The sequence below is a fragment of the Nonomuraea antimicrobica genome (assembly GCF_039536965.1).
Classification (GTDB): Bacteria; Actinomycetota; Actinomycetes; order Streptosporangiales; family Streptosporangiaceae; genus Nonomuraea; species Nonomuraea antimicrobica.
In genome coordinates, this window is sequence record NZ_BAAAZP010000188.1 from 33,903 (window position 1) to 55,301 (window position 21,399).

Here is a 21,399-nt window from a genome sequence, read left to right on the forward strand (position 1 = left end):
GTCTATGGGGACGTTCCAGGCGGACGACGCTCCACGAACCGCAGCCGCACCACCCTCGGTCACGCCCTCGGTCACGCCCTCGGTCACGCCCTCGGTCACGCCCTCGGACGTGACCGTGGCCCGCTTCCGGATGTTGCGGGAGTGGCGCGAAATGTCGGTCAGGCTGGCTAGTCTGCGGCAGGTGATCGAACGGTGGAGCCGTGATCAGGTGCTCGCCCTCGCCTCCGACGCGTCGTCCGGGAAGGCGGCGCAGGGGGTGGCGACGCCCGCGAAGTGGTCGGCGCGCGGCACGACGGGCACGGTCCTGTACGGCGAGTGCAAGGGCAGCGGCGCCGTCCCCTACCGGGCGTGCGTCGACCTGACCGAGCCCGCCTACCGGTGCAGTTGTCCGAGCCGGAAGTTCCCGTGCAAGCATGCGCTCGGGCTCCTGCTCCTCTGGTCGGCCGACGGGATCCCCGCGCGGGAAACCGCGCCGCAGTGGGTGACGGAGTGGCTCGACGGCCGGGCCGAGCGGGCCGCGAAAGCCGCCGCCCGCCTCGACGCCGCCCGTGCTGACGCCGGCACCGGCGAGATCCGCGCGGACGCCGAGACCTCCGAAGCGGTGGCGGACACCGAGACGTACGGGGCCGGGGCCGGGGCGGGTGCCGGGATGGGTGACGGGGCTCAAGGTGCCGGGTCCGGGTCCGGGCCGGGGGTGGTGGGGGCGGGGGCGGCGCGTCATGGGCGGGTGGCCGCCGGGCTGGTGGAGCTGGAGCGGTGGCTGGCCGACCAGATACGCCAAGGGCTGGTGGGGGCCGTCGAGCACGACTGGGACGGCCTGGCCAAGCGGCTCATCGACGCCCAGGCCCCCGGCGTGGCCGGGGTCGTCTCCCGGCTGTCCCGGGTGCGCGCGGGCGAGGGCTGGCCGGGGCGGCTCCTGGAGGAGTACGCGCTGATCAACCTGCTCGCCGTCGCCTACCGGCGGCGCTCCGAGCTGCCGGAGCCGCTCGCGCAGACCGTGCTGATCCGCGTCGGGTTCCCCGTCACGAGGGAAGAGGTGCTGGTCGGCCCCACGGTACGCGACCACTGGCACGTGCTGGGACGACGCGACGAGGTGCAGGACGGGCTGACGGCCCGCCGTGTCTGGCTGCGGGGACACCGCACCGGCAGGCCCGCGCTGATCCTGTCGTTCGCCGCCCAGGGCCGCCCGCTGGACGCGTCCCTGGTGACGGGCACCACGATCGACGCCGACCTCGCCTACTACCCGGGCGCCGCACCGCTGCGCGCCCTGGTGGCCGTCCGCCACGACACCCTGCCCACGGTTCACCAGGACACCTCGCCCACGGCTCACCACGACACCTCGCCCACGGTCCGCCACGACACTCTCCCCGCGGCTCCACGCGACGCCGCCCCCGCGGCCGGACATGCCGCCCTCCCCGTGGCCGGGGACGCCGCCCTCCCTGCGGCCGGGCGCGCCGGGCGCGCCGGTCCGCCGTCCGGTCCGCCGTCCGGTCCGCCGTCCGGGGGGCCGCCGGAAGAGGCGCTCGACGAGATCGCCGGGGCGCTGGCCGACGACCCGTGGACCGACTCCTGGCCGCTGGTCCTGACCGGCGTGGTGCCGGAGCGTACGGCGATCGGCGGGCTTCCGCTCCACCCGCGTTCACGCGACCCCTGGCGGCTGATCGCCGTCTCCGGAGGACGCCCGCTGACCGTGGCCGTCGAGTGGACCCCGCACGGTCTGCGCCCCCTGACCACCTGGGACGACGAAGGAACGGCGGTGATCCTTTGACCAGCCGGTGCGACGACGGGCAGCTCGGCGTTGATCTTGTGACGGGTCCGCATGGCGGTGGGTCGGTGGTTGGCCCGCCTGGCGGGGGGATCGGTGGTGGCCGGGTGAACTGTCCGTACGGCGGGGGATCGGTGGTGGTCCGGTGAGCGAGTGGGATGATCTTGTTTCGACGGCGCTGGTGGGCACCGATCGTCGGCCCCACCAGGGCGACCTGCTGCAGGCCGCCGCCGTCGAGGTGGCGCGGCGGCGGGCCGGGCGGCGGGCGGGGGAGGCGGGAGAGCAGGAGAACGCTCCCGCCGAGGAACGGCAGGCCGTGGGCAGGCGGGCGGCCGAGCGGCTCGTCCGGATCCTGGGTGGCGAGCACGAGCGGCTGCTGCCCGAATGGCTGGCTGCGGCGGCGGCCACCGGCCGCCGCGCGCCCGCCTACGTACTGCCCGAGCTGCTCGAACGCGGCCGCCGCGACCGTTCGATCAGAGGGCACCTCGGCGTGCTGGCCGGACGGCGGGGCCGTTGGCTGGCCGGGCTCAACCCCGTCTGGGGCTACCTCCTCGAAGAGCCGACCGGCCAGACGTGGGAGCTGGGCGGCGCCGCCGACCGGCGGGCCCACCTGCGCGCGCTCAGGGCGGCCGACCCCGTCCAGGCCAGGGCGCTCCTGGAGAGCACGTGGGAGCGCGAGACGCCCGACGACCGGGCCGAGTTCGTGGAGGTGCTGGCCGAAGGGCTGAGCATCGACGACGAGCCGTTCCTGGAGCGGGCGCTCGACGACCGCCGCCGCGAGGTGCGCCAGTCCGCCGCCAACCTGCTCACCCGCCTGCCCGCCGCGCGCCTGTCGCGGCGGATGGCCGAGCGGGTACGCGCCTGCGTGACGATCCGGCGCGAGGGCACCGGCCACGTCATCGCCATCGAGGCCCCCACAGCCTGCGACAAGGCCATGGAACGCGACGGCGTACGCCCGAAGCCGCCCCGCGGCACCGGTGAGCGCGCCTGGTGGCTGCAGCAGATCATCGCCCGCGCCCCCCTCGCAGTCTGGGAGCACCCGCCCGCCCGGCTGCTCGCGATGCGGATCCCCGACTGGGACACCGAGGTGAAGGCCGCCTGGGTACGCGCCGCCGTCCTGCAGAAGGACCCCGGATGGGCGCGGGCCATGTTCGGCTGGGACCCGATCGCCGATCTGCTCGACGCCCTTCCGCCCGCGGAGCAGCAGGAGTTGGCCGCCAGGTTCGTGGACGACCACGACCTCGACAGCCAGTTGATCATGGTGCTCGGCGGGGTGTCGTGCCACTGGCACGAGGGCCTGGCCACGGCCGTCCTCCGCAAGATCGTGAAGGTGAACACGACGCAGCCGTGGAACCTCGCCGAACTCGTCAAGCTGGCGGGCGAGCACATCGACCCGGCCCTGTACGAGCAGGCGGAGGACTTCTCGCCCGCCGAGCCCGTTCAGCAGGTCGCCGCCCTGCTGCGTTTCCGTGCTGACATGTACAAGGAGCTCGCCCCATGACCGTTCTGCGCCCGCACGCGGAAGACCAGTACGCCGAAGAACTCGCCGTCCTGGCGAAGGACGACGACCGTCCCAGGCCGCCGGGCTGGAAGCTGTCGCCGTGGGCCGTGACCACGTACATCCTGGGCGACGGCGACCGCATCACCCCCAAATACGTGGGCGCGCGCCGCATCGTCGAGGTGGCCGTGGCCACGTTGGCGACCGATCGCGCGCTGCTCCTGCTCGGCGTGCCGGGCACCGCGAAGACGTGGCTGTCCGAGCACCTGGCCGCCGCCGTCAGCGGCGACTCGACGCTGCTCGTCCAGGGCACCGCGGGCACCGCGGAGGAGGCCATCCGGTACGGCTGGAACTACGCCCGGCTGCTGGCCGAGGGCCCCTCGATCGAGGCGCTCACCCCGTCGCCGGTGATGCGCGCCATGGCCGAGGGACGCGTGGCCCGCGTCGAAGAGCTGACCCGCATGCCGTCCGACGTACAGGACGCGCTGATCACCGTCCTGTCGGAGAAGACGCTGCCTATCCCCGAGCTGAACCGCGAGGTGCAGGCCGAGCGCGGCTTCAACGTCATCGCCACCGCCAACGACCGCGACCGGGGCGTCAACGAGCTGTCCAGCGCGCTGCGCCGCCGCTTCAACACCGTCGTGCTGCCCGTCCCGGCCACCGCCGAGGAGGAGGTGGACATCGTCGCCCGCCGCGTCGCCCAGCTCGGCCGGTCCCTGGAGCTGCCCGCCACGACGACGGGGCAGGCCGAGATCCGGCGGGTGGTGACGGTGTTCAGGGAGCTGCGCGCGGGCGTGACCGAGGACGGGCGTACGAAGGTGAAGTCGCCCAGCGGCACCCTGTCCACGGCCGAGGCCATCTCGGTGCTGATGAACGGCATCGCGCTGGCGGCCCACTTCGGCGACGGCGTGCTGCGGCCGTCCGACGTGGCGGCCGGGATCGTGGGGGCGGTGGTGCAGGAGCCGGTGTCCGATCGGGTGGTGTGGCGCGAATACCTGGAGACCGTGGTCCGCGAGCGCGGCGACTGGCGCGACTTCTACCGCGCCTGCCGCGAGGTGTCATGAACGCCCCCCACCCGGACGACCCGGGCATTACCGCACAGGGCGGACCGGGCGTCCCTGCCCTGGGTGGGCCGGGCGTCTCTGTCCCGGGTGGGCCGGGTGTTCCTGTCCTGGGTGGGCCGGGCACTTCCGTCCCGGGTGGGCCGGGTGTCCCTGCCCCGGGCGGTCCCGGCGTCTCCGTGCGGGGCGGTCCTGGCGTCTCCTCGCAGGGCGGTCCTGGTGTTTTCGTGCTGGGCGTACGCCATCACGGGCCCGGCTCGGCGCGGGCCGTGCGGCGCGAGCTGCACCGCCTGCGCCCCGACGCGATCCTCATCGAGGGGCCGCCCGAGGCCGACGCCCTCGTCAAGTACGCGCCCGGCCTCGAACCGCCGGTCGCGCTGCTCGCGCACGTGCCCGGGGGGCAGGCGGGTGCCGCGTTCTGGCCGTTCGCCGTGTTCTCGCCGGAGTGGCAGGCGATCCAGTACGGCACGTCCGCCGGGATCCCGGTGCGCTTCTGCGACCTGCCTGCCGCCCACTCCCTGGCCCCGGGCCTCGACCCCGACCCCGACCCCCAGCCCGGATCCGACCCGCCGCCCGGCCGGCCGTCCGGCGACCCCGCCGACCTCGCCGACCCCATCGACCCCATCGGCTCCCTGGCCGCCGCGGCCGGGTACGACGATCCCGAGCGCTGGTGGGAGGACGTCGTCGAGCACCGGGGCGGCGACACGCCGTTCGAGGTGATCGCCGAGGCCATGGCCGCCGTACGCGAGGGTCACGTGCCCGGCGAGCGGGAGGCCAGGCGCGAGGCGTACATGCGCAGGACTCTGCGCGCGGTGCTCAAGCAGGGCTTCGGCCGGGTCGCGGTGATCTGCGGCGCCTGGCACGTGCCCGCGCTGACCGGCCCGCTGCCGTCCGCCGCGGCCGACAACGCCGTGCTGCGCGGCCTGCCGAAGGTGAAGGCCGAGCTGACGTGGGTGCCGTGGACGTACGGACGGCTGGCCTCGTGGAGCGGCTACGGCGCGGGCATCACCTCGCCCGGCTGGTACCACCACCTGTTCGAGACACCCGACCGGCCCGTGGAACGCTGGCTCACCGAGGCCGCGGCGGTGCTGCGCGACGAGGGGTTGCCGGTGTCGTCGGCGCACGTCATCGAGTCCGTCCGGCTGGCCGACAGCCTGGCGGCCCTGCGCGGACGGCCGCTGGCCGGGCTGGGCGAGGTCACCGAGGCGGCCAGGGCCGTGCTGTGCGAGGGCGACGACCTGGCCGTCGAGCTGATCCAGCGGCGACTGGTCGTCGGTGACCGGCTCGGCCACGTCTCCGACGGCACCCCGATGGTGCCGCTCCAGCGCGACCTGCGCGAGCAGCAGCGGCGGCTGAAGCTCAAGCCCGCGGCGCCCGACCGAGAGATCGACCTCGACCTGCGCAAGCCCCTCGACCTCGACCGCAGCCACCTGCTGCACCGGCTGAGGCTGCTCGCGGTCGACTGGGGCACGCCGGGGCAGGCGCGCGGCAAGGGGACGTTCAGGGAGACGTGGACCCTGCGGTGGCGTCCCGAGCACGACCTCGCGCTCATCGAGCACGCCGCACTGGGCACGACCGTGCGCGCCGCCGCCGCGCAGCGCGCCCATGACCTGGCGGGGGCCGCGTCGGCGACGCTGGCCGATCTGACGTCGCTGGTGGAGCGGTGCCTGCTCGCCGACCTGCCGGAGGCGCTGCCCGGGGTGCTGGCGGCCCTGTCGGCCAAGGCCGCGCTCGACACCGACGTCACGCGGCTCATGGCGGCGCTGCCCGCGATGGTGCGGGCACACCGCTACGGCGACGTACGGGGGACGTCGGCGGAGGGGCTGACGGTGATCGTCCGGTCGATGCTGGAACGGATCTGCGTCGGGCTGCCGGTCGCCGTCACCGGCGTGGCCGACGAGGCGGCGGCCGACCTGCTCAAACACGTGGACGCGGTGCACTCGGCCGTCGCGCTGCCGGCCGACGGCGCCGCCGACGGGTCGCGCGCGCGGGAGCGGTGGATGGCGACGCTGCGCGGCATCAGCGACCGGCACGACCTGCACGGGCTCATCGAGGGGCGGCTCACCAGGATCCTGCTGGACGCCGGAGAGCTGGACGACGCCGGTGACCGCATGTCCAGGGCGATGTCCCGTGGGCAGGTCCCGGCGCGGTCGGCCGCGTGGGTCGAGGGGTTCCTGGGCGGGGGCGGGCTGCTGCTGGTGCACGACTCGCGCCTGCTGGGGCTGGTGGACGGCTGGCTGACCGGGCTGCCGCCGGAGCAGTTCACCGACGTGCTGCCGCTGCTGCGCCGTACGTTCGGCGCCTTCGAGGCACCGGAGCGCCGGGCCATCGGCGAGCGGCTCCGCTCGGCCGGCGCCGGTGAGCGGGCCGGTGAGTGGGCTGGCGGGCGGGGCGATGGGCGGGGCGGGCCCGACCTGGACGAGCGGCGTGCCGCGGCGGCCGCCGCCACCGTCCGTATGATCATCGGAAGGACGGGCACATGAGCGCGGCGGATGAGCGGATGCGGCGGTGGCGGCTGGTGCTGGGCGGCGGCCCGGCCGACGGCACCGGGCACGGCCTGGAAGGCGCGGACACGCGGATGGACGCCGCGCTGGCGGCCGTCTATGACCGGGGCGGCCCCGACGGTGTGGGCCGGGAGGGCGGGCTGGGCGCCTCGGCCCCGAAAGTGGCCCGGTGGCTGGGCGACATCCGTACGTACTTCCCGTCCACCGTCGTCCAGGTCATGCAGAAGGACGCGATCGAGCGACTCGACCTCACCAGGCTCCTCCTCGAACCCGAGATGCTGGAGGCCGTGGAGCCCGACGTGCACCTGGCGGGCACCCTGCTGGCGCTCAACAAGGTCATGCCCGACCAGGCCCGCGAGTCGGCCAGGGCCCTGGTGCGCAAGGTGGTGGCGGAGCTGGAGCGCAGGCTCGCCCAGCGGACGAGGGCGGCGGTGACGGGCGCGCTCGACCGTTCGGCCAGGACCCATCGCCCCCGGCGGGTGGCCGACATCGACTGGAACCGTACGATCAGGGCGAACCTCAGAAACTACCTGCCCGAGCGGAACACCGTCGTCCCCTCCCGGCTCGTCGGCTACGCCCGCAGGCAGCGCTCGGTGCAGCGCGAGGTGGTGCTCTGCATCGACCAGAGCGGGTCGATGGCGGCGTCGGTGGTCTACGCGAGCGTGTTCGGGGCGGTGCTGGCGTCGATGCGGTCGCTGAAGACGTCGCTCGTGGTGTTCGACACGGCGGTGGTGGACCTCACCGACAAGCTGCACGACCCGGTGGAGCTGCTGTTCGGCACCCAGCTCGGCGGCGGGACCGACATCAACCGGGCCGTCGCCTACGGCCAGGGCCTCATCACCCGGCCGGCCGGTTCGATCTTCATCCTGATCAGCGACCTGTACGAGGGCGGGATCAGGCAGGAGATGCTGCGCCGGGTGGCGGCGATGACGCAGGCGGGCGTCCAGGTGATCGTGCTGCTGGCGCTGTCGGACGAGGGCGCGCCGTTCTACGACCACGAGAACGCCGCCGCGCTGGCCGCGATGGGCGTGCCCGCGTTCGCGTGCACGCCCGACGCCTTCCCCGACCTGATGGCGGCCGCGATCGAGCGGCGGGACATCGTCCGGTGGGCCGAACACCATTCCGCCCCGTGAGGGCCGGCTGCGGCCAGCGCCCCCGCACTGCCATCGTGTGCCGAAGAAGTCGGCGTCTCACCGGCTACTACCGGGCGCTGCCGCCGGACCGTTTCCCGTGCCTGAGCGAACGCGTGGACGCGCTCGTCGCCGACGACGGGGAGAGCCGCTTCCGATACGGCCTGGAGCTGCTCCTCGACGGCATCGAGGCCCGCATGCCCAAGGGTGCGGGCCCGCCTTAGGGCTAAATGCCTAGGCCCCGCGCCCGATGTGCCGACCTGGGGCTTCGCCATACGTTGCGGGGCATGACTACGACTGTTGAACAAACCGTGGCGGCCCCGGCCGGCGTGCTGTCGCCGCGCTACCGGGCGCTCAGCATCGGCCTGGTCGCGCTGGTCACGTTGCTGGCCTTCGAGGCGATGGCGGTGGCCACGGCGATGCCGGTGGTGGCGCGAGAGCTCGACGGCATGTCCCTGTACAACCTGGCCTTCAGCGCCACCCTGGCGGCCAGTGTGATCGCGACGGTGCTGGGCGGGCGGTGGAGCGACGTGCGGGGGCCGCTCCAGCCCATCGGGGTGGGTGTGGGGGCGTTCGTGGCCGGGCTGCTGCTGGCCGGGTTCGCGCCCACGATGGAGTTGTTCGTGACGGGCCGGTTCGTGCAGGGGCTGGGCACCGGGCTGACCCAGGTGGCCCTGTACGTCCTGGTGGCCAGGGTCTATCCGGGGGCGATGCATTCCAAGGTGTTCGCGTTGTTCTCGGCGGCCTGGGTGGTGCCCTCGATGGTCGGCCCGGCCATCGCCGGCTTCGTGGTGGAGAAGGCCGACTGGCGGTGGATCTTCCTGGGCGTCACGCTGATCGTCATCCCGTCGGCGCTGCTGCTGTGGCGCGGCACCGCGGGCCGGGCCATCGAGAACGGCATCGCCGAGCCCGCCCCCGGCCTCGGCCGCAAGCTCGTCTGGGCCACGGTGACCGCCGTCGCCGCCGCCCTCATCCAGTACGGCAGCGCGCTCAAGCTGGCCGGCCTGCCCCTGCTCGCGATCGGCGTCGTCCTGCTGGCCGTGGCCCTGCCCAAGCTGCTGCTCCCCGGTTCGCTCCGGGCCGCCCCCGGCCTGCCCACCGCGCCCGTCCTGCGCGGCCTGGCCTACGGCTCGCTCATGGCGGCCGAGGTGCTCATCCCGCTCATGCTGATGAACGAGCGCGGCCTGTCCGCCACCGGGGCCGGGATCGTGCTCACCATCGGGGCGCTGGGCTGGTCCACCGGCTCCTGGATCAAGGGCCGTGGCACGATCGGCAACATGGCCGCCGTCCGCGGCGGCGCCGCCATGATCGCCGTCGGGATCGCGATGGTGACGCTCGTGCTCGTCGACTCGATGCCGCTCGCGGTCGCGTACGTCGCCATGGCCGTCGCCGGGCTCGGCATCGGCGCGCTGCACCCGACCGTGTCTGTGCTTGTGCTGAAGATGTCCAAGGAGGGCGAGGAGGGACAGAACGGCGCTGCCGTGGGCGTGGGGGAGTCGGTGTTCACCGTGGTGGCCGTGGCGGTCAGCGGGGCCCTGTTCACCGCCACGGGCGGCAGCTATCTCGCCGGTCTCGTGTTCACCGTCGTCCTGGCCGTGGTGGCGTTCCTGCTGGCCCCCCGTTTTGTGCAGGCCGCCGGAGCGGGCACTATGGAGGAAGTCGCGTCATAAAAGGGGGGGACATGCCGCGAGTGCGGGAGCTTGAGGTCTTCCGGCTGGTCCTGCCCTACGGCAGGAGGTCGGAGAGCCTGCTCGTCAAGCTCACCGACCACGGCGGCATGACCGGGTGGGGCGAGGCCACCGCGCCCGGGGGGAAGACCTGGTCCAAGCTGGAGGAGAGCCTGGCGGCGCTGCTGATCGGGGTCGACTGGGAGCATCCCGACACCGTGCCGAGCGGTGACCCGGCGGTCGACATGGCCTGCTGGGACCTGTGGACGCGGATGCGCGGGGTGCCGCTCGCCGAGGCGATCGGCGGCACCCGCACGTCCCTCATGGCGACCGTGCGCCTGGCCCCCGACGCGTCCGTGGAGAGCCTCGTGGCCCGGGTCAACCAGCAGGTCTGCGCCGGATACGGGCACGTCACGCTCGACATCAGGCCCGGCTGGGACGTCGAGCCCGTACGCGCGGTGCGGCAGACGTACCCTGCGCTGCCCCTGGCCGTCGACTGCGGCAACGCCTACACCGACCTCGGCCAGCTCGTCGCGCTCGACTCCTACGGCCTCGGGGTCATCGAGCGGCCCTTCGCCACCTCCGACCTCTACACCCACGCCGCGCTCCAGGACCAGGTGGCCGCCTCGGTGGCGGTCGAGGTCGGCTCGACGGCGGAGCTGGACGACTACCTGGCGCTGCGGGCCGCGCGCGTGCTGCTGCTGCGGCCGGCCGCGTTCCCGTCGTTGTCGGAGGTCAGGCGCGCGCACGACCGGGCCGCCGCCGCGGGCTGGGACATCCAGTGCACGGGCGGCCAGGGCGCCGGGCTGGCCAGGGCGGCCACGGTGGCGGTGGCGAGCCTGCCGGGGTGCACGCTGCCGTGCGACGTCACGCAGCCGCCGCGGCAGAACCAGATCGTCACGCCCATCGTGGACGCCAGCGCCGGGATGATCGCCGTCCCGCTGACGCAGTCGGGCCTTGGGCACGACATCGACGAGGCGCGGTTGCGGCGGCTGGCCAAGGAGTCGTTCCACGCGTGATCGGCCGCCCTACGGTCACGCGCGTCCGGCGGGAACGGTCAGAGCGGGAGCGTGCTGTGCACGCTGACGCCCGTGAGGATCTCGGCCAGGCCGTGGAAGCGCGAGCCCGCCTCGATGACCGCGTCCCTGACGTTGTGCACCCGGTCCACCAGCCCGGTCGTCGTGCCGCCCGGTGCGGCGATCGGCACGATGGAGGCGGCGGCCAGGGCGGCGGCGATCAGGTGGGCGCGACGGTGCATGATGGACCTCCTGGGTGAGATGCGGTGATGACATCGCCCAGGAGATCATGTCCGCTCGCGGCCCCGGCCGGTACGCCACAGCGGCAAGGCGGGTTCTTTACGCTCCCGCCGACGTGCGCAGGCCGATGGGCTCCACCCGCTTAAGGATCACCGCGTACGTGAACGCGCCCAGCAGCGCCACCCCCGCGATCACCATGAGCGGCACGGTGAACGACGACGTCCGGTCGACCAGTACGCCGATCATGATGGGGCTGATGATGCCGGCGAAGTTGGAGGCGAAGTTCTGGATGCCGCCGATCGAGGCCACGTGCCGGTCGGCCGGGGCGACGTCGGCCGGCAGCGACCAGATGTTGGCGGCGGCGAACGTCGAGCCCGCGTACGCGACCGACAGCAGCGCCAGCGCCATCCACGCCTCCGGCACCCACACCGCCACGCCGATCACGGTCGAGACGAGGAACCCGCCGGAGATGAACAGCTTCCTGACCTTCGTCACCGAGTCGCCGGCCGCGATGCGCCGGTCGGCCAGCCAGCCGCCCAGCCACTCGCCGCAGATCGCCACCAGCCCCGGAATCGCGCCGAACAGGCCCAGCTTCAGCAGGCTGAACTCCCGCTCCTCCACCAGGTAGGTCGGAAAGAACGTGAGGAAGAAGTAGACGACCATGTTGAGGCAGAAGAAGCCCAGCATCATCGCCCAGATGGTGCGGTAGCGGAAGAGGTCCCGCCAGCGGATCCGGTCCCCCTCGCCCTCGTCGTCGCCCTCGAAGCCGCGCGCCCCGCCCTCACGCAGGTACGTCAGCTCCTCCTCCGTGATCTTCGGGTGCTCCTGCGGATCCCGGTACGCCCGCCACCACCCGAACGCCCAGACCAGCCCCACGACCCCGATGACGGCGAACGTCCAGCGCCACCCCAGCCACGCGATCAGCCCCGTGACAACCGGCAGCGCGATGACGCCGCCCACCCGGGAGCCCGAGTCCCAGATCCCGGTGGCCAGCGCGCGTTCGTGCCGGGGGAACCAGCGGCCCACGACCTTGGCGCTCGTGGTGGCGGCCGGGCTCTCCCCGATGCCGAGCAGCAGCCGGACCCCGAACAGTGACGCGAAGCTGCTCGCCAGCGCCGTCAGCGAGGTGAACAGCGACCACCACACGGCGGCGAAGGTGAACGTCCTGCGCGGTCCGTAGCGGTCGACGAACCAGCCGGCGGCGAGTTGGAAGAAGTCGTACGACCAGAAGAACGCGGCCAGGATCATGCCCTCTTCGGTCTTGGTGAGATTGAAGGTCTCTCCCATGAACGGCAGCGCGACGCCCAGGCTCGCCCGGTCGAGATAGTTGATGACGAGACCGGCGAAGACGTAGCTGATCATGTACCAGCGCAGCCGGCCGCGGACGGTTCTCCGGAGGGATGGGGCCATCGGCGATCCTCAGTACTATTTCCTATTGGATATTTCGGATATGTTGCCTAGAGTTCACTATGTCCGTCAAGGGTCGTCATCAGGAGTGTGGTCGTGGCCAGTGAGCTGGAGAGCCGCCTGAAGGGGCGGGTACGCGCCGCGCGCCGCACCGTACTGACCGAAGACGTCTACGAACGCGTCAAGAGCCTGATCATGGACGGCGACCTGGAACCGGGCGCCCGCGTCAACATCTACGCCGTGGCCAGGCTGCTCGACGTCTCACAGACCCCGGTACGCGAGGTGCTCGCGGCCCTGGAGTCGGAGGGCCTGCTCACCAAGGAGGCGCTGCGCGGCTACTCGGTGGCCCCGGTGCTCACCTCCGAGCAGGTCGCCGACCTCTACCAGCTCCGGCTGCTCCTGGAGCCGTGGGCGGCGGCCGGCGCGGCCGGGCGCATCACCCCCGAGGCCGCCGCCCGCCTGCGCGCCGAGCTGGGCAGCCAGTCGAGGGCCCCCCAGGGCACCCGGTACGAGGACTACCACGACATCGTGGCCCACGACGCCCGCTTCCACGACCTGGTCGCGGAGCTGTCGGGCAGTCCCGCGCTGCGCGCGTCGCTCCAGCGTACGCACAGCCACCTGCACCTCTTCCGGATCGAGTACGAGGGCCGGCGCAGCGGCGAACCCACGCTGGCCGAGCACGCCCGCATCGTCGAGGCCGTCACGGCGGGCGACGCAGGGGCGGCCGAGCAGGCGATGCGCGACCACCTGACGGCCGCCCGCGACCGCTTCCTCCACACCCCGGCAGGCTGACCGCGCGCCCCGGCAGGGTGACTCCGCAAACCGGCACGCCGACTCTGCGAACCGGCGCGCTGATCCCGCGCACCCGCACGCTGACTCGTCGCGCACCGCCCGCGCCGGTTTCCGGGGTTTCCGGACGGCCGCCGGCGTCGCTCTGTGGGCCGCCGCCCCTCAGCGCGTCCGCGCGAGGAACTCCCGGAGCGAACGCGGTTCGCGCCCCAGCAGGTCGGCCACGGTCGTGGTCGTGCTCGCCCAGCGCCCGTCCCCGATCTGCGTCATCAGCTCGGCCAGGTCGCGGGCCGCAGGGGCGGGCATGCCGCGCCGCTCCAGGTGGGCGGCGGCCGCCTCGACCGGCAGGTCCACGTAACGCACGCTCCGGCCGAGCGCCCTGGTCAGCTCGGCGGCGATCTCGTCATGCGTGGGCGCCGCCGGCCCGGTGAGCTCGTAGACGGCGTCGGCCCCGACCGGACGGGTGAGCAGGACGGCCGCGACCGCCCCGATGTCACGCCCGTCGATGTAGCCGACGCGGCCCCTGCCGTACGAGCCGAAGATCCGCCCCTTCTCGTCGACGTCGCCCGCGAGATTCTGCATGAAGCCGACGGGCGCCAGGATCGACCACGGCACGCCCGACGCCTTGAGGTGCTCGTCCACCTGCCCGTGCAGGCCGAACCCGAGCAGGCTGGACGACGTCACCCCGCGCACGGAGACGGTCACCACCTGGGCCGCCCCAGCGGACGCCGCGTGATCGATGACCGCCTGGTGCGCCCGCACGAATCCCGGCCACAGCCCGCTGTTGAGAAACAGCCGGTCGCCCGGCTCCAGCGGGATGCTCTCCGGTCGTTCCAGATCGCCGACCACGTAGTCGCATCCCAGCTCCTCGCCCTGCTCGGCGCGCCGTACCACAGCCCGTGCCGCGCCGCCGAGCTCCTCGATCAGCGCGCGCCCGATCGTGCCCGTCGCACCCGTCACCACGATCATCACAACCTCCTAAGCGGAATATCGCCTTCCTCTTCTATACTAACCGGAAGCTCGTCGTCCACTTCAATGGAGGTTCAATGCGCGCCGACGCCCGCCGCAACCGGGACAGGATCCTTGAGGCGGCCCGCGACGTGGTGGCCGAGCGCGGCAAGGACGCGCCGATGGAGCTGATCGCCCGCCGGGCCGGTGTCGGCGTCGGCACGCTCTACCGCCGCTTTCCCGACCGCGGCGGGCTGCTCGCCGCCCTGGCGGAGCAGTACGTGCACGAGCTGATGGACGCACTCGACCGCACCGCGGCGGATGAGCCCGACGCGTGGGCGGCCGTCCGCGCGTTCGTCCTCTACAGCGTCGAGCAGGGCCGCGGCGCCATCGCGGCCGCGCTGGCCGGGACCTCCGCGCCCGAGGCGCGGCAGGCGCTGGTGCGACGGGTCGACGACCTGGTACGACAGGCGCAGGCGGAAGGCGCGATGCGGGCGGACGCCGGCACCGACGACATCATGGAGCTGCTCAGCGTGTTCGCCTGCCACCCGGGTGTCGTGCCGCAGCGCTTCCTCCCCCTCATGCTCGACGGCCTCGACCGGCGTTGACCTCCAGAGCACCTTTCGACACGTCGACGCACGCTCCGGCGAGCGCGGCCGGGCGGGCGGCGCTTGACACCGGCCCCGTCCGCGCTGGTAAGAGGGAAACGCGCGCAGCCGGAGAGCACGGCGATCTCCGGCGCGACCGAGACACCGCCGACGACGCACCGGAGAGAAACTCACAGCACGATGAGCCCGGCAGAGGAAATCAAACGCGTGGCCATGACCGACGAGGAGATCGAGGCGGCCCACCTCGGGCAGGCGCCGATCCTCGACCGGGAAATCGAGCTGATCGAATACGATCCGGCCTGGCCGGCTCTTTACGAACGCGAGGCCGCCCGAATCCGCGGCGCGCTCGGCCCGGTCGCGACGGCGGTGGAGCACGTCGGGTCCACCTCGATTCCTGGAATGCCCGCCAAGCCGATTCTCGACCTGCTGCTCGTGGTGGCCGACTCGGCGCGCGAGGCCGCCTATGTCCCGCCCCTGGAGGCGGCCGGATATCGCCTCGACATTCGCGAGCCCGACTGGTACGAACACCGCGTTCTCCGCCGCCCCGAAAGCGAAATCGCGGTGACCCTGCATGTCTTTTCCGAGGGTTGCCCGGAGATCGAGCGCATGTTGTTGTTCCGCGACCGGCTGCGTTCCGACGACGCCGATCGCGAGCTCTACGCACGCACCAAACGCGCACTGGCGCGGCGCGCCTGGAAACGCCTCCAGCACTACGCCGACGCCAAGACCGAGGTGGTCGAGGCGATCATCGCCCGCGCCCACTCGCCGGCGGGGAGGGACGACGGCTGAGGTGCCGGTCAGCGGCCGGCCAGTTCGCGCAGCGCGCGGGCGAACTGGCTCAGGCCCGGCTCCTCCACCGGCATGTGCCCACACCCCTCCAGCATGACCAGGCGCTTGTCCGCCTTGATCCGTTCGAAGAAGGGCAGGCTCAGCCCGGCGGGCGTCCAGCGGTCGGCGGCCGGGTGGACCATCAGCACCGGGCAGGCGGTGAACGCCTCCGGCTCGACCTCGGGCGCGGAGGTCAGGTAGGTGCGCAGGAATCGCAGGGAGACCCGGCCGCCACCGCCGAGCCGGTCGCGCGCCACGGCGGCGTTCAGCTCCGCCTGGTTCGACATCGCCGACATCCGGGCCAGCCAACGGACGGGGACGCGCAGGTCGTCCGCCGCCCGCAGCGCGTTCATGACCGGCCCGGCGACCCGGCCCAGCACGCCGTATCGCGCCGCGGCCGCCCGCACCTCGGCCCGGCGCACGTCCAGCAGGCACGTCACGGCCAGCGCGTCGGCCCCGGCCCGCGCGACCGCGCTGTAGGCGAGCATCCCGCCCAGGCTCGCGCCCAGCACCAGCAGCGGGCGCCCGTCGCGGCGGCGTTCCCTGTCGATCAGCTCGGCGGCCAGATCCACCCAGGTGGCGTACTCCACCGGACGCCCCTCGCAGCGCGTGTGCCCGTAGCCGGGCAGGTCCGGGGCGACGACCTCCACCGGCCCCATCAGCCGGGTGTAGGGGAGCAGCATCCGGCCGTAGCCGCCGGCCCCGTGCAGCACGACGAGCTTCACCGGCGCGGCGGGGTCGCTCACCCGCTCCAGATGCACCTGCATTCCCCGCCAGTGCCACCATTCCGACACGGCCTCGGGCGCCTCGGCCTCCCGTGCCCATCGGGGGAAGAACCGCAGGTAGTCGACGGTCATGCGACGCTCCTTGTGAGGGACGATCGAGCACTGCGACAATAGTGAGTAATTGCTCGTTTTTGTACTCGCGTTAGGCCCTCCGATGCCCACCTTGCCCAAGCCGCTCAGACCCCGGAAAACCCCACGTCAGAAGCGCTCCGAGGAGACGCGGGAGCTGATCCTTGAGTCGGCTGCTCGCGTTTTCGCCGAGCACGGCTACGCCGCCGGCACCACCAACCGCATCGCGGAGGCCGCGGGCCTGTCGATCGGGTCGCTCTACCAGTACTTCCCCAACAAGGACGCGATCCTGCTCCAGCTCGCCCGGCGCCATCTCGACGAGGGCCGCCTGGCCGTCGCCGCCGCCTTCGCGGCCGGGCCGCCCGCCACCTGGCGCGAGCGCGTCACCGTCCTGGTGGACACCGCGCTGAGCGTTCACCGCGGCGATCCCCGCCTGCACCAGGTGCTGTTCGAGGAGTCACCGCGCCCGCCCGCGCTCCTGGCCGAGCTGCGGGCCCTCCAGGACGACCTGGTGGATCGGCTGACCGCCCTGCTGCGCGCGGACGCCGCGCCCGGTGCGCCCGATCCGCGGCTGACCGCGTGGTTCCTGGTCGCCGCCGTCGAGTCGCTCACCCACCGCTACCTGGCCGACCAGCCCACCCGCGACCGCTCCGCCTTCCGGGACGAACTGGTCGCCCTCCTCACCGGCCACGTGCTCTCGGCGGGAGCCCGCCCCGCCGAACCACCCGCGTGAGGCTGCTCCGGGGGCGGCGCGCTCAGCTCTTGGGGGTGGCCGGGCCGCAGCCCTCGGTGAGGCCCTTCGTCGGGTCGTCGGCGGCCTCCGGCGCCGGCTTCTTGGTCGTCTTCTTCGGCGAGGGCGAGACCGAGGGGCCGGCCGCAGACGTGGGCCCGGACGTGGGCGCGGACGTGGGCGCGGACGTGGGCGCGGCGGAGGCGGCGACCGGAGCCTTCGTCCGCTTCGAGTCGCGGATGGCCTTGTCCGCGATGTCGCGGATCTTCTCCCAGTCGGGGTAACCGGTGCTGATCAGCGGCGGCACGAACTGCACGCTGGACACCTCGGCGTTCTTGACCTTCAGCGCCAGCGGCACCAGGTGCTTGAGCATCGTCTGGGGGATGTCGGTCCTGATCAGCTCTTTGGTGGCCAGCGCGATCTGGTTGAACCGGGTCAGCACGGTGGCGGGGGCGGCCTGGTCGAGGATGGCGCCGAGCACGCAGCGCTGGCGGTGCATGCGGGTGTAGTCGTCGCTGTACGTGCGCGAGCGGGCGTACCACATGGCGTCGGCGCCCTTGAGCTTGCGCGTACCGGCCTTGACCAGGCCCTCGTTGTACTTGCCGAACACGACGTCCTGCTCGACGGTGATCGTGACGCCGCCGATGGCGTCGATGAGGCGGGCGAAGCCCCACATGTTGACCAGGGCGTACCAGTCGACCTTGAGGCCGAGGGTGTAGCCGATCGTGTCCATCAGGACCTTGGGGCCCTGGTGCTGCTTGCCGCCGAAGATCTCGGGGTGGGCGTCGGCGTACTCCCAGACGCTGTTGAGCAGGTCGCTGCTGCCGCCGTTGGCGTCCTTGGGGAGGTCGAAGCCGTTGGGGAAGTGGCGGGCCATCGGCGTGCCCGGACGGAAGCGGACGTCCTCGAGGTTGCGCGGCAGGCTGAACAGCACGGTGTTGCCGGTCTTCACGTCGACGCTGGCCAGGTTCATGCTGTCGGTACGCACGCCGGTCCTGTTGTCGTCGGCGTCGCCGCCGAGCAGCAGGATGTTGACGCGCTCGCGCCCGGCCCACGGGTCCTCGGGCTTGGGCTCGGCGACGGGGGGCTGGCCCTCGTTCTCCGGCGCCTGGAAGATGTCCTGGATCGCCTGGCGGGAGGTCTGCGCGAACTGCGCGGTCAGCGCGAACGGCAGCACCACGATGACGGCGAGCAGCCCCGCGACGGTGCCGGTGAGGATCTGCCCCGTCTGCGTCAGCCGCCCCGGCCGCAGCACCACGAACGAGTGCACGATCAGCGCGAACCAGGCCAGGCCCAGCACGATCCCGCCGATCACGATCGCGAGCAGCCAGGAGTCGTCGGTCAGCGAGCCGGCCAGGTTGCCGAGGTCGTTGGTGAGGCCGACGGCGAGCACGGCCAGCAGCAGGGCGGCGTAGCAGGAGATCAGGGCGAGACCTGTCTTGCGCCAGCCGGCACGCAGATGGGCGGCCCCGGGTGCGAGTGCCGCCAGCGCCAGCCACCCGAGGACCGCTCCAGCGTTCACCGGATTTTTGCCGCCCACCGGTTTCCTAGCCTGCCGCACGCCTTCCCCGTTCTCCGCGCATTCCACCATAGGTGCCGGGTCCGCAACCTGATGGTGAACCGCGTGGCAGCGGTCGCCTCAGGCTCCCATAGAGGCGGCAGCCTATGCACTAAATACGAAATATGTCTTTATCGGAGGGTGAACATCAGTAACCGAATAATGTTCCGGACATGGGCGCCCGTGAGACCGGGTACGGGGTGACCGGGCACATCGCCATCTCCACATTGAAACGTCCGCAGCCCCCCAACGGGTTCACCCGCACCACGAGCGGCGAGTTGGCCGAGCACGCCGACGCGCCCCCGGACAGACTGCGAGCCCCGGATCCGCCGCCCGATGTGCCGTCCCGGCCCGGCGATCCCTATCGTGTCTCATATGTACGAGATCACCGTGCTGCCCCTGCCCGACGACTTCGAGGGCGAGGTCGTGGCGACGCTGGTGTCCAGGAGGGCCGAGTCCGCCTCCCGCAGGGCGGTGCTCTACCTGCACGGGTTCACCGACTACTTCTTCCAGGACCACCTGGCCGAGCACTACGTGCAGCGCGGCATCGACTTCTACGCACTCGACCTGCGCAAATACGGGCGCTCGCTGCTGCCGCACCAGACCAGGGGCCTGATCAGGAGCGTCACCGACTACTTCCCCGAGATCGACGAGGCCGTCCGCATCATCCGCCGCGACCACGACGAGCTGACCGTCAACGCCCACTCCACCGGCGGCCTGATCGCGTCCCTGTGGGCCGACCGGGTGCGCGGCCGGGGGCTGGTGCAGGGGCTCGCGCTCAACAGCCCGTTCTTCGACCTCAACGTCTCCGGCCCGATGCGTCTGGCCGCCGACCTGCTCAGGACGCCGCTGTCGTACACGCGGCGGGCGCTGCCGCTGGGCGCCAGCACCGTCTACGGGCAGACGCTGCACCGCAGCGAGCGCGGCGAATGGGACTACGACCTGGAGCTGAAGCCGCTGGGCGGGTTCTCGGTGCACGCCATGTGGCTGGCCGCCATCCGGCGGGCCCAGCGCCGGCTGCACGCGGGCCTGGCGGTGGACGTGCCGGTGCTGGTGCTCGCGTCCACGAACGGGCTGCGGGTGCGCGACTTCGTGCCTGAGGCGCGCTCGGCCGACATCGTGCTCGACCCCGGGCACATCGCCCGCTGGTCCACCCGGCTCGGGCCGCACGTGACGTGCGTACGCATCGCCGACGGCCTGCACGACCTGGTGCTGTCGGCCGAGCCCGTACGCAAGCAGGTCTTCGCCGAACTCGACCGCTGGATGAACGCCTACGTCTACCAGGGGAACGAGAACAACCCGTAGTACGCCGCCGCCACCAGCAGCAGGCCATTGCCGCCCAGCACGCCCGCCACCGTCACGTGCTGCCACCGGCTCGGCCGCAGCCCCTCACGCAGCGCCGACACGAACGCCGCCACCGCCGTGACCTCCTGGACCAGCATGAGCACCGCGAGCATGCGCACGACCAGCCAGCCCGCCAGAACGGCGGGCCAGGCGCCGGCCTGGTTGACCGAGAACAGCACCAGCAACATGATGAACGCCACCACCGAGACCAGCAGCCCCAGCCCGGTCCACGCCATCCGGCTCAGCCGGCGCCTGATCGGCGGCCACAGGCGGGCGTTGGTCTCCACGGGAGGCCGGGGGCCGTGGCGCAGGCGGAAGACCATGGCCGCCACCGGGCCGGCCACATAGCCCACCGCGGCCAGGCAGATGGTCAGCCCGAGCATCGTGCCGCCGGCGTACCAGGGGGCGGCGGGTACGTCGCTGGCCTCGAACCGCTGGACCGGAGTGGCGCCCGCCATGTGCACCGGCGGCCGGGCCGTGCCGGGCAGGCCCTTGATCCAGTTGGTCAGCGTCTCCAGGTAGCCCTGGGTGAACGGGCCGCCGTTGACCCGCATGGCGTGATCGCCCTTGGCCATGAACCGGATCGTGTAGTCGTCGTTGCCCGCCTTGTCGAGCGCCGTGACCAGCGCCTTGGTGGACTCGACGAAGGGAATCGAGGGGTCGGTCGTGCCGTAGAACGCCAGGACCGGCTGCTTGACCTGGCTCAACGCCGGTTGCGCGTCGTAGCGCAGGAAGGTGAAGCCGACCCCGCCCATGGCCCTGGTCAGCAGGTCGCGGGCGCCGATGGGGGCGTGCAGCCGCAGCAACTGCTCGTTGAGCGCCCAGGCGACCTGGCGCAGCGGGGAGACGTTGGGGGACGACACCAGCACGATGAACCCGACCCCGCTGCTCTTGGCCGCCGCGATCGGCACCACCCAGCCGCCCTCCGACACGCCCCACACGCCCACGCGGGACGGATCGACCTCGGGCAGCGTACGCAGGTAGTCGACCATCCGCAGGGCGTCGTCGGCGAGCAGCCCGAAGTCGCGGTCGCGGAAGTTGTAGCCGATCGTGCGCTTGTCGAAGGCGATCGTCACCACGCCCGCCTTGGCCAGGAACTCCGCCTGCGGCGTGAACTCCGTACGCGAGCCGTTGCCCGACCCCGACACGAACACCATCGCCGGGTGGCGCCCAGGCGTCAGCGGCAGCCGGAGCGTGCCCTCCAGTCGCTGGGCCTCCGCCGGGATCGAGATCTCCTCGCGGCGGATGGCGCCGGACGCCACCACCGGTCTCAGCTCCCCGGCCGGCTGCGCCGCGATGGCCTGGAAGGCCGGATCGGCCTTGAGCGGCGGTGGGTCGAACGCGGGCGGCAGGACATAGCCGACCGTCGCGAGAACCACCAGGATCACACCGGCGGCGACGCTCAACGTGCCACGGCCCGTGCGCATTGGCCTCCCCACGTTGTGTTGGTTT

19 protein-coding genes are annotated in these 21,399 nt (G+C 72.6%); 13 read left to right on the plus strand and 6 right to left on the minus strand.

Going from position 1 to position 21,399, the window contains the following annotated elements; all coding sequences use genetic code 11:
• The first annotated feature begins 4 nt into the window (after positions 1-4).
• The 8 genes from ABD844_RS43140 to ABD844_RS43175 all read left to right on the plus strand — a co-directional run bounded on the left by ABD844_RS43140 (position 5) and on the right by ABD844_RS43175 (position 10,644).
• Positions 5-1,768 carry an SWIM zinc finger family protein gene (locus tag ABD844_RS43140; RefSeq protein ID WP_425568751.1) on the plus strand — a complete coding sequence of 588 codons (1,764 nt, stop codon included), beginning with the start codon at positions 5-7 and terminating at the stop codon, positions 1,766-1,768.
• A 142-nt stretch (positions 1,769-1,910) separates the two neighbouring features.
• Positions 1,911-3,266: a DUF5691 domain-containing protein gene (locus ABD844_RS43145; RefSeq protein ID WP_344892299.1), complete on the plus strand. Its 1,356-nt coding sequence runs from the start codon at positions 1,911-1,913 to the stop codon at positions 3,264-3,266.
• On the plus strand, positions 3,263-4,327 hold the full coding sequence (locus ABD844_RS43150; protein ID WP_344892302.1) for an AAA family ATPase: 1,065 nt from the start codon (positions 3,263-3,265) through the stop codon (positions 4,325-4,327). Before ABD844_RS43145 ends, ABD844_RS43150 begins: the two co-directional genes overlap by 4 nt.
• A 224-nt stretch (positions 4,328-4,551) precedes the next feature.
• Positions 4,552-6,807 carry a DUF5682 family protein gene (locus ABD844_RS43155; RefSeq protein ID WP_344892305.1) on the plus strand — a complete coding sequence of 752 codons (2,256 nt, stop codon included), beginning with the start codon at positions 4,552-4,554 and terminating at the stop codon, positions 6,805-6,807.
• Entirely contained in the window at positions 6,804-7,961 is a 1,158-nt protein-coding gene (locus tag ABD844_RS43160) for a VWA domain-containing protein (protein ID WP_344892307.1), read from the plus strand. The genes ABD844_RS43155 and ABD844_RS43160 overlap by 4 nt, the downstream gene beginning before the upstream one ends.
• A 35-nt stretch (positions 7,962-7,996) precedes the next feature.
• Entirely contained in the window at positions 7,997-8,182 is a 186-nt protein-coding gene (locus tag ABD844_RS43165) for a TetR/AcrR family transcriptional regulator C-terminal domain-containing protein (RefSeq protein WP_344892309.1), read from the plus strand.
• Positions 8,183-8,245: 63 nt separating this feature from the next.
• Complete coding sequence (locus ABD844_RS43170) at positions 8,246-9,628, plus strand: MFS transporter (protein ID WP_344892312.1); 1,383 nt, start codon at positions 8,246-8,248, stop codon at positions 9,626-9,628.
• A gap of 11 nt (positions 9,629-9,639) precedes the next feature.
• Positions 9,640-10,644 (plus strand): enolase C-terminal domain-like protein, encoded by a 1,005-nt coding sequence (locus tag ABD844_RS43175; RefSeq protein ID WP_344892315.1) that lies wholly within the window; start codon positions 9,640-9,642, stop codon positions 10,642-10,644.
• Positions 10,645-10,682: 38 nt separating this feature from the next.
• Here the strand turns inward: ABD844_RS43175 and ABD844_RS43180 are convergent, their stop codons facing one another.
• Together ABD844_RS43180 and ABD844_RS43185 are read right to left on the minus strand one after the other, a co-directional pair.
• Complete coding sequence (locus ABD844_RS43180; protein ID WP_344892318.1) at positions 10,683-10,883, minus strand: hypothetical protein; 201 nt, start codon at positions 10,881-10,883, stop codon at positions 10,683-10,685.
• A gap of 97 nt (positions 10,884-10,980) precedes the next feature.
• Complete coding sequence (locus ABD844_RS43185) at positions 10,981-12,291, minus strand: MFS transporter (protein ID WP_344892321.1); 1,311 nt, start codon at positions 12,289-12,291, stop codon at positions 10,981-10,983.
• A gap of 93 nt (positions 12,292-12,384) precedes the next feature.
• Between ABD844_RS43185 and ABD844_RS43190 the strand changes: the two genes are divergently transcribed.
• Complete coding sequence (locus ABD844_RS43190) at positions 12,385-13,080, plus strand: GntR family transcriptional regulator (protein ID WP_344892328.1); 696 nt, start codon at positions 12,385-12,387, stop codon at positions 13,078-13,080.
• A 159-nt stretch (positions 13,081-13,239) separates the two neighbouring features.
• Here ABD844_RS43190 and ABD844_RS43195 read toward each other — a convergent pair whose 3' ends face one another.
• Positions 13,240-14,046, minus strand: a complete 807-nt coding sequence (locus ABD844_RS43195; RefSeq protein ID WP_344892331.1) for an NAD(P)H-binding protein — start codon at positions 14,044-14,046, stop codon at positions 13,240-13,242.
• A 77-nt stretch (positions 14,047-14,123) separates the two neighbouring features.
• On the opposite strand from ABD844_RS43195, the gene ABD844_RS43200 reads away from it, so the two are divergent.
• Together ABD844_RS43200 and ABD844_RS43205 are read left to right on the plus strand one after the other, a co-directional pair.
• Positions 14,124-14,633 (plus strand): TetR/AcrR family transcriptional regulator, encoded by a 510-nt coding sequence (locus ABD844_RS43200; RefSeq protein ID WP_344892335.1) that lies wholly within the window; start codon positions 14,124-14,126, stop codon positions 14,631-14,633.
• Positions 14,634-14,813: 180 nt separating this feature from the next.
• Positions 14,814-15,422, plus strand: a complete 609-nt coding sequence (locus ABD844_RS43205; protein WP_344892338.1) for a GrpB family protein — start codon at positions 14,814-14,816, stop codon at positions 15,420-15,422.
• Between the two features lie 8 nt (positions 15,423-15,430).
• Here the strand turns inward: ABD844_RS43205 and ABD844_RS43210 are convergent, their stop codons facing one another.
• Positions 15,431-16,318, minus strand: coding sequence for an alpha/beta hydrolase (locus ABD844_RS43210; protein ID WP_344892341.1), 888 nt, complete (start codon positions 16,316-16,318; stop codon positions 15,431-15,433).
• 82 nt (positions 16,319-16,400) lie between these two features.
• Here ABD844_RS43210 and ABD844_RS43215 point away from each other — a divergent pair, with 82 nt between their 5' ends.
• Positions 16,401-17,048 (plus strand): TetR/AcrR family transcriptional regulator, encoded by a 648-nt coding sequence (locus ABD844_RS43215; protein ID WP_344892344.1) that lies wholly within the window; start codon positions 16,401-16,403, stop codon positions 17,046-17,048.
• Between the two features lie 22 nt (positions 17,049-17,070).
• On the opposite strand, the gene ABD844_RS43220 is transcribed toward ABD844_RS43215, so the two are convergent.
• A complete protein-coding gene (locus ABD844_RS43220; protein WP_344892347.1) occupies positions 17,071-18,567 on the minus strand; it encodes an LCP family protein in 1,497 nt (498 codons plus the stop codon).
• 411 nt (positions 18,568-18,978) lie between these two features.
• Here ABD844_RS43220 and ABD844_RS43225 point away from each other — a divergent pair, with 411 nt between their 5' ends.
• Entirely contained in the window at positions 18,979-19,908 is a 930-nt protein-coding gene (locus ABD844_RS43225; RefSeq protein WP_344892350.1) for an alpha/beta hydrolase, read from the plus strand.
• Here ABD844_RS43225 and ABD844_RS43230 read toward each other — a convergent pair.
• Positions 19,881-21,374: an alpha/beta hydrolase family protein gene (locus ABD844_RS43230; protein WP_344892353.1), complete on the minus strand. Its 1,494-nt coding sequence runs from the start codon at positions 21,372-21,374 to the stop codon at positions 19,881-19,883. The two genes, ABD844_RS43225 and ABD844_RS43230, sit on opposite strands and share 28 nt — an antisense overlap.
• Between the last annotated feature and the right edge of the window lie 25 nt (positions 21,375-21,399).

What these genes read in the sequence shown, in the direction of transcription:
- ABD844_RS43160 (WP_344892307.1), top strand. Translation starts at nt 6,804, where the DNA reads ATGAGCGCGGCGGATGAGCGGATGCGGCGGTGGCGGCTGGTGCTGGGC.
- ABD844_RS43225 (WP_344892350.1), top strand. Translation starts at nt 18,979, where the DNA reads ATGTACGAGATCACCGTGCTGCCCCTGCCCGACGACTTCGAGGGCGAG.
- ABD844_RS43195 (WP_344892331.1), bottom strand. Translation starts at nt 14,046, where the DNA reads ATGATCGTGGTGACGGGTGCGACGGGCACGATCGGGCGCGCGCTGATC.
- ABD844_RS43170 (WP_344892312.1), top strand. Translation starts at nt 8,246, where the DNA reads ATGACTACGACTGTTGAACAAACCGTGGCGGCCCCGGCCGGCGTGCTG.
- ABD844_RS43140 (WP_425568751.1), top strand. Translation starts at nt 5, where the DNA reads ATGGGGACGTTCCAGGCGGACGACGCTCCACGAACCGCAGCCGCACCA.
- ABD844_RS43200 (WP_344892335.1), top strand. Translation starts at nt 14,124, where the DNA reads ATGCGCGCCGACGCCCGCCGCAACCGGGACAGGATCCTTGAGGCGGCC.
- ABD844_RS43205 (WP_344892338.1), top strand. Translation starts at nt 14,814, where the DNA reads ATGAGCCCGGCAGAGGAAATCAAACGCGTGGCCATGACCGACGAGGAG.
- ABD844_RS43215 (WP_344892344.1), top strand. Translation starts at nt 16,401, where the DNA reads ATGCCCACCTTGCCCAAGCCGCTCAGACCCCGGAAAACCCCACGTCAG.
- ABD844_RS43180 (WP_344892318.1), bottom strand. Translation starts at nt 10,883, where the DNA reads ATGCACCGTCGCGCCCACCTGATCGCCGCCGCCCTGGCCGCCGCCTCC.
- ABD844_RS43185 (WP_344892321.1), bottom strand. Translation starts at nt 12,291, where the DNA reads ATGGCCCCATCCCTCCGGAGAACCGTCCGCGGCCGGCTGCGCTGGTAC.
- ABD844_RS43150 (WP_344892302.1), top strand. Translation starts at nt 3,263, where the DNA reads ATGACCGTTCTGCGCCCGCACGCGGAAGACCAGTACGCCGAAGAACTC.
- ABD844_RS43230 (WP_344892353.1), bottom strand. Translation starts at nt 21,374, where the DNA reads ATGCGCACGGGCCGTGGCACGTTGAGCGTCGCCGCCGGTGTGATCCTG.
- ABD844_RS43210 (WP_344892341.1), bottom strand. Translation starts at nt 16,318, where the DNA reads ATGACCGTCGACTACCTGCGGTTCTTCCCCCGATGGGCACGGGAGGCC.
- ABD844_RS43175 (WP_344892315.1), top strand. Translation starts at nt 9,640, where the DNA reads ATGCCGCGAGTGCGGGAGCTTGAGGTCTTCCGGCTGGTCCTGCCCTAC.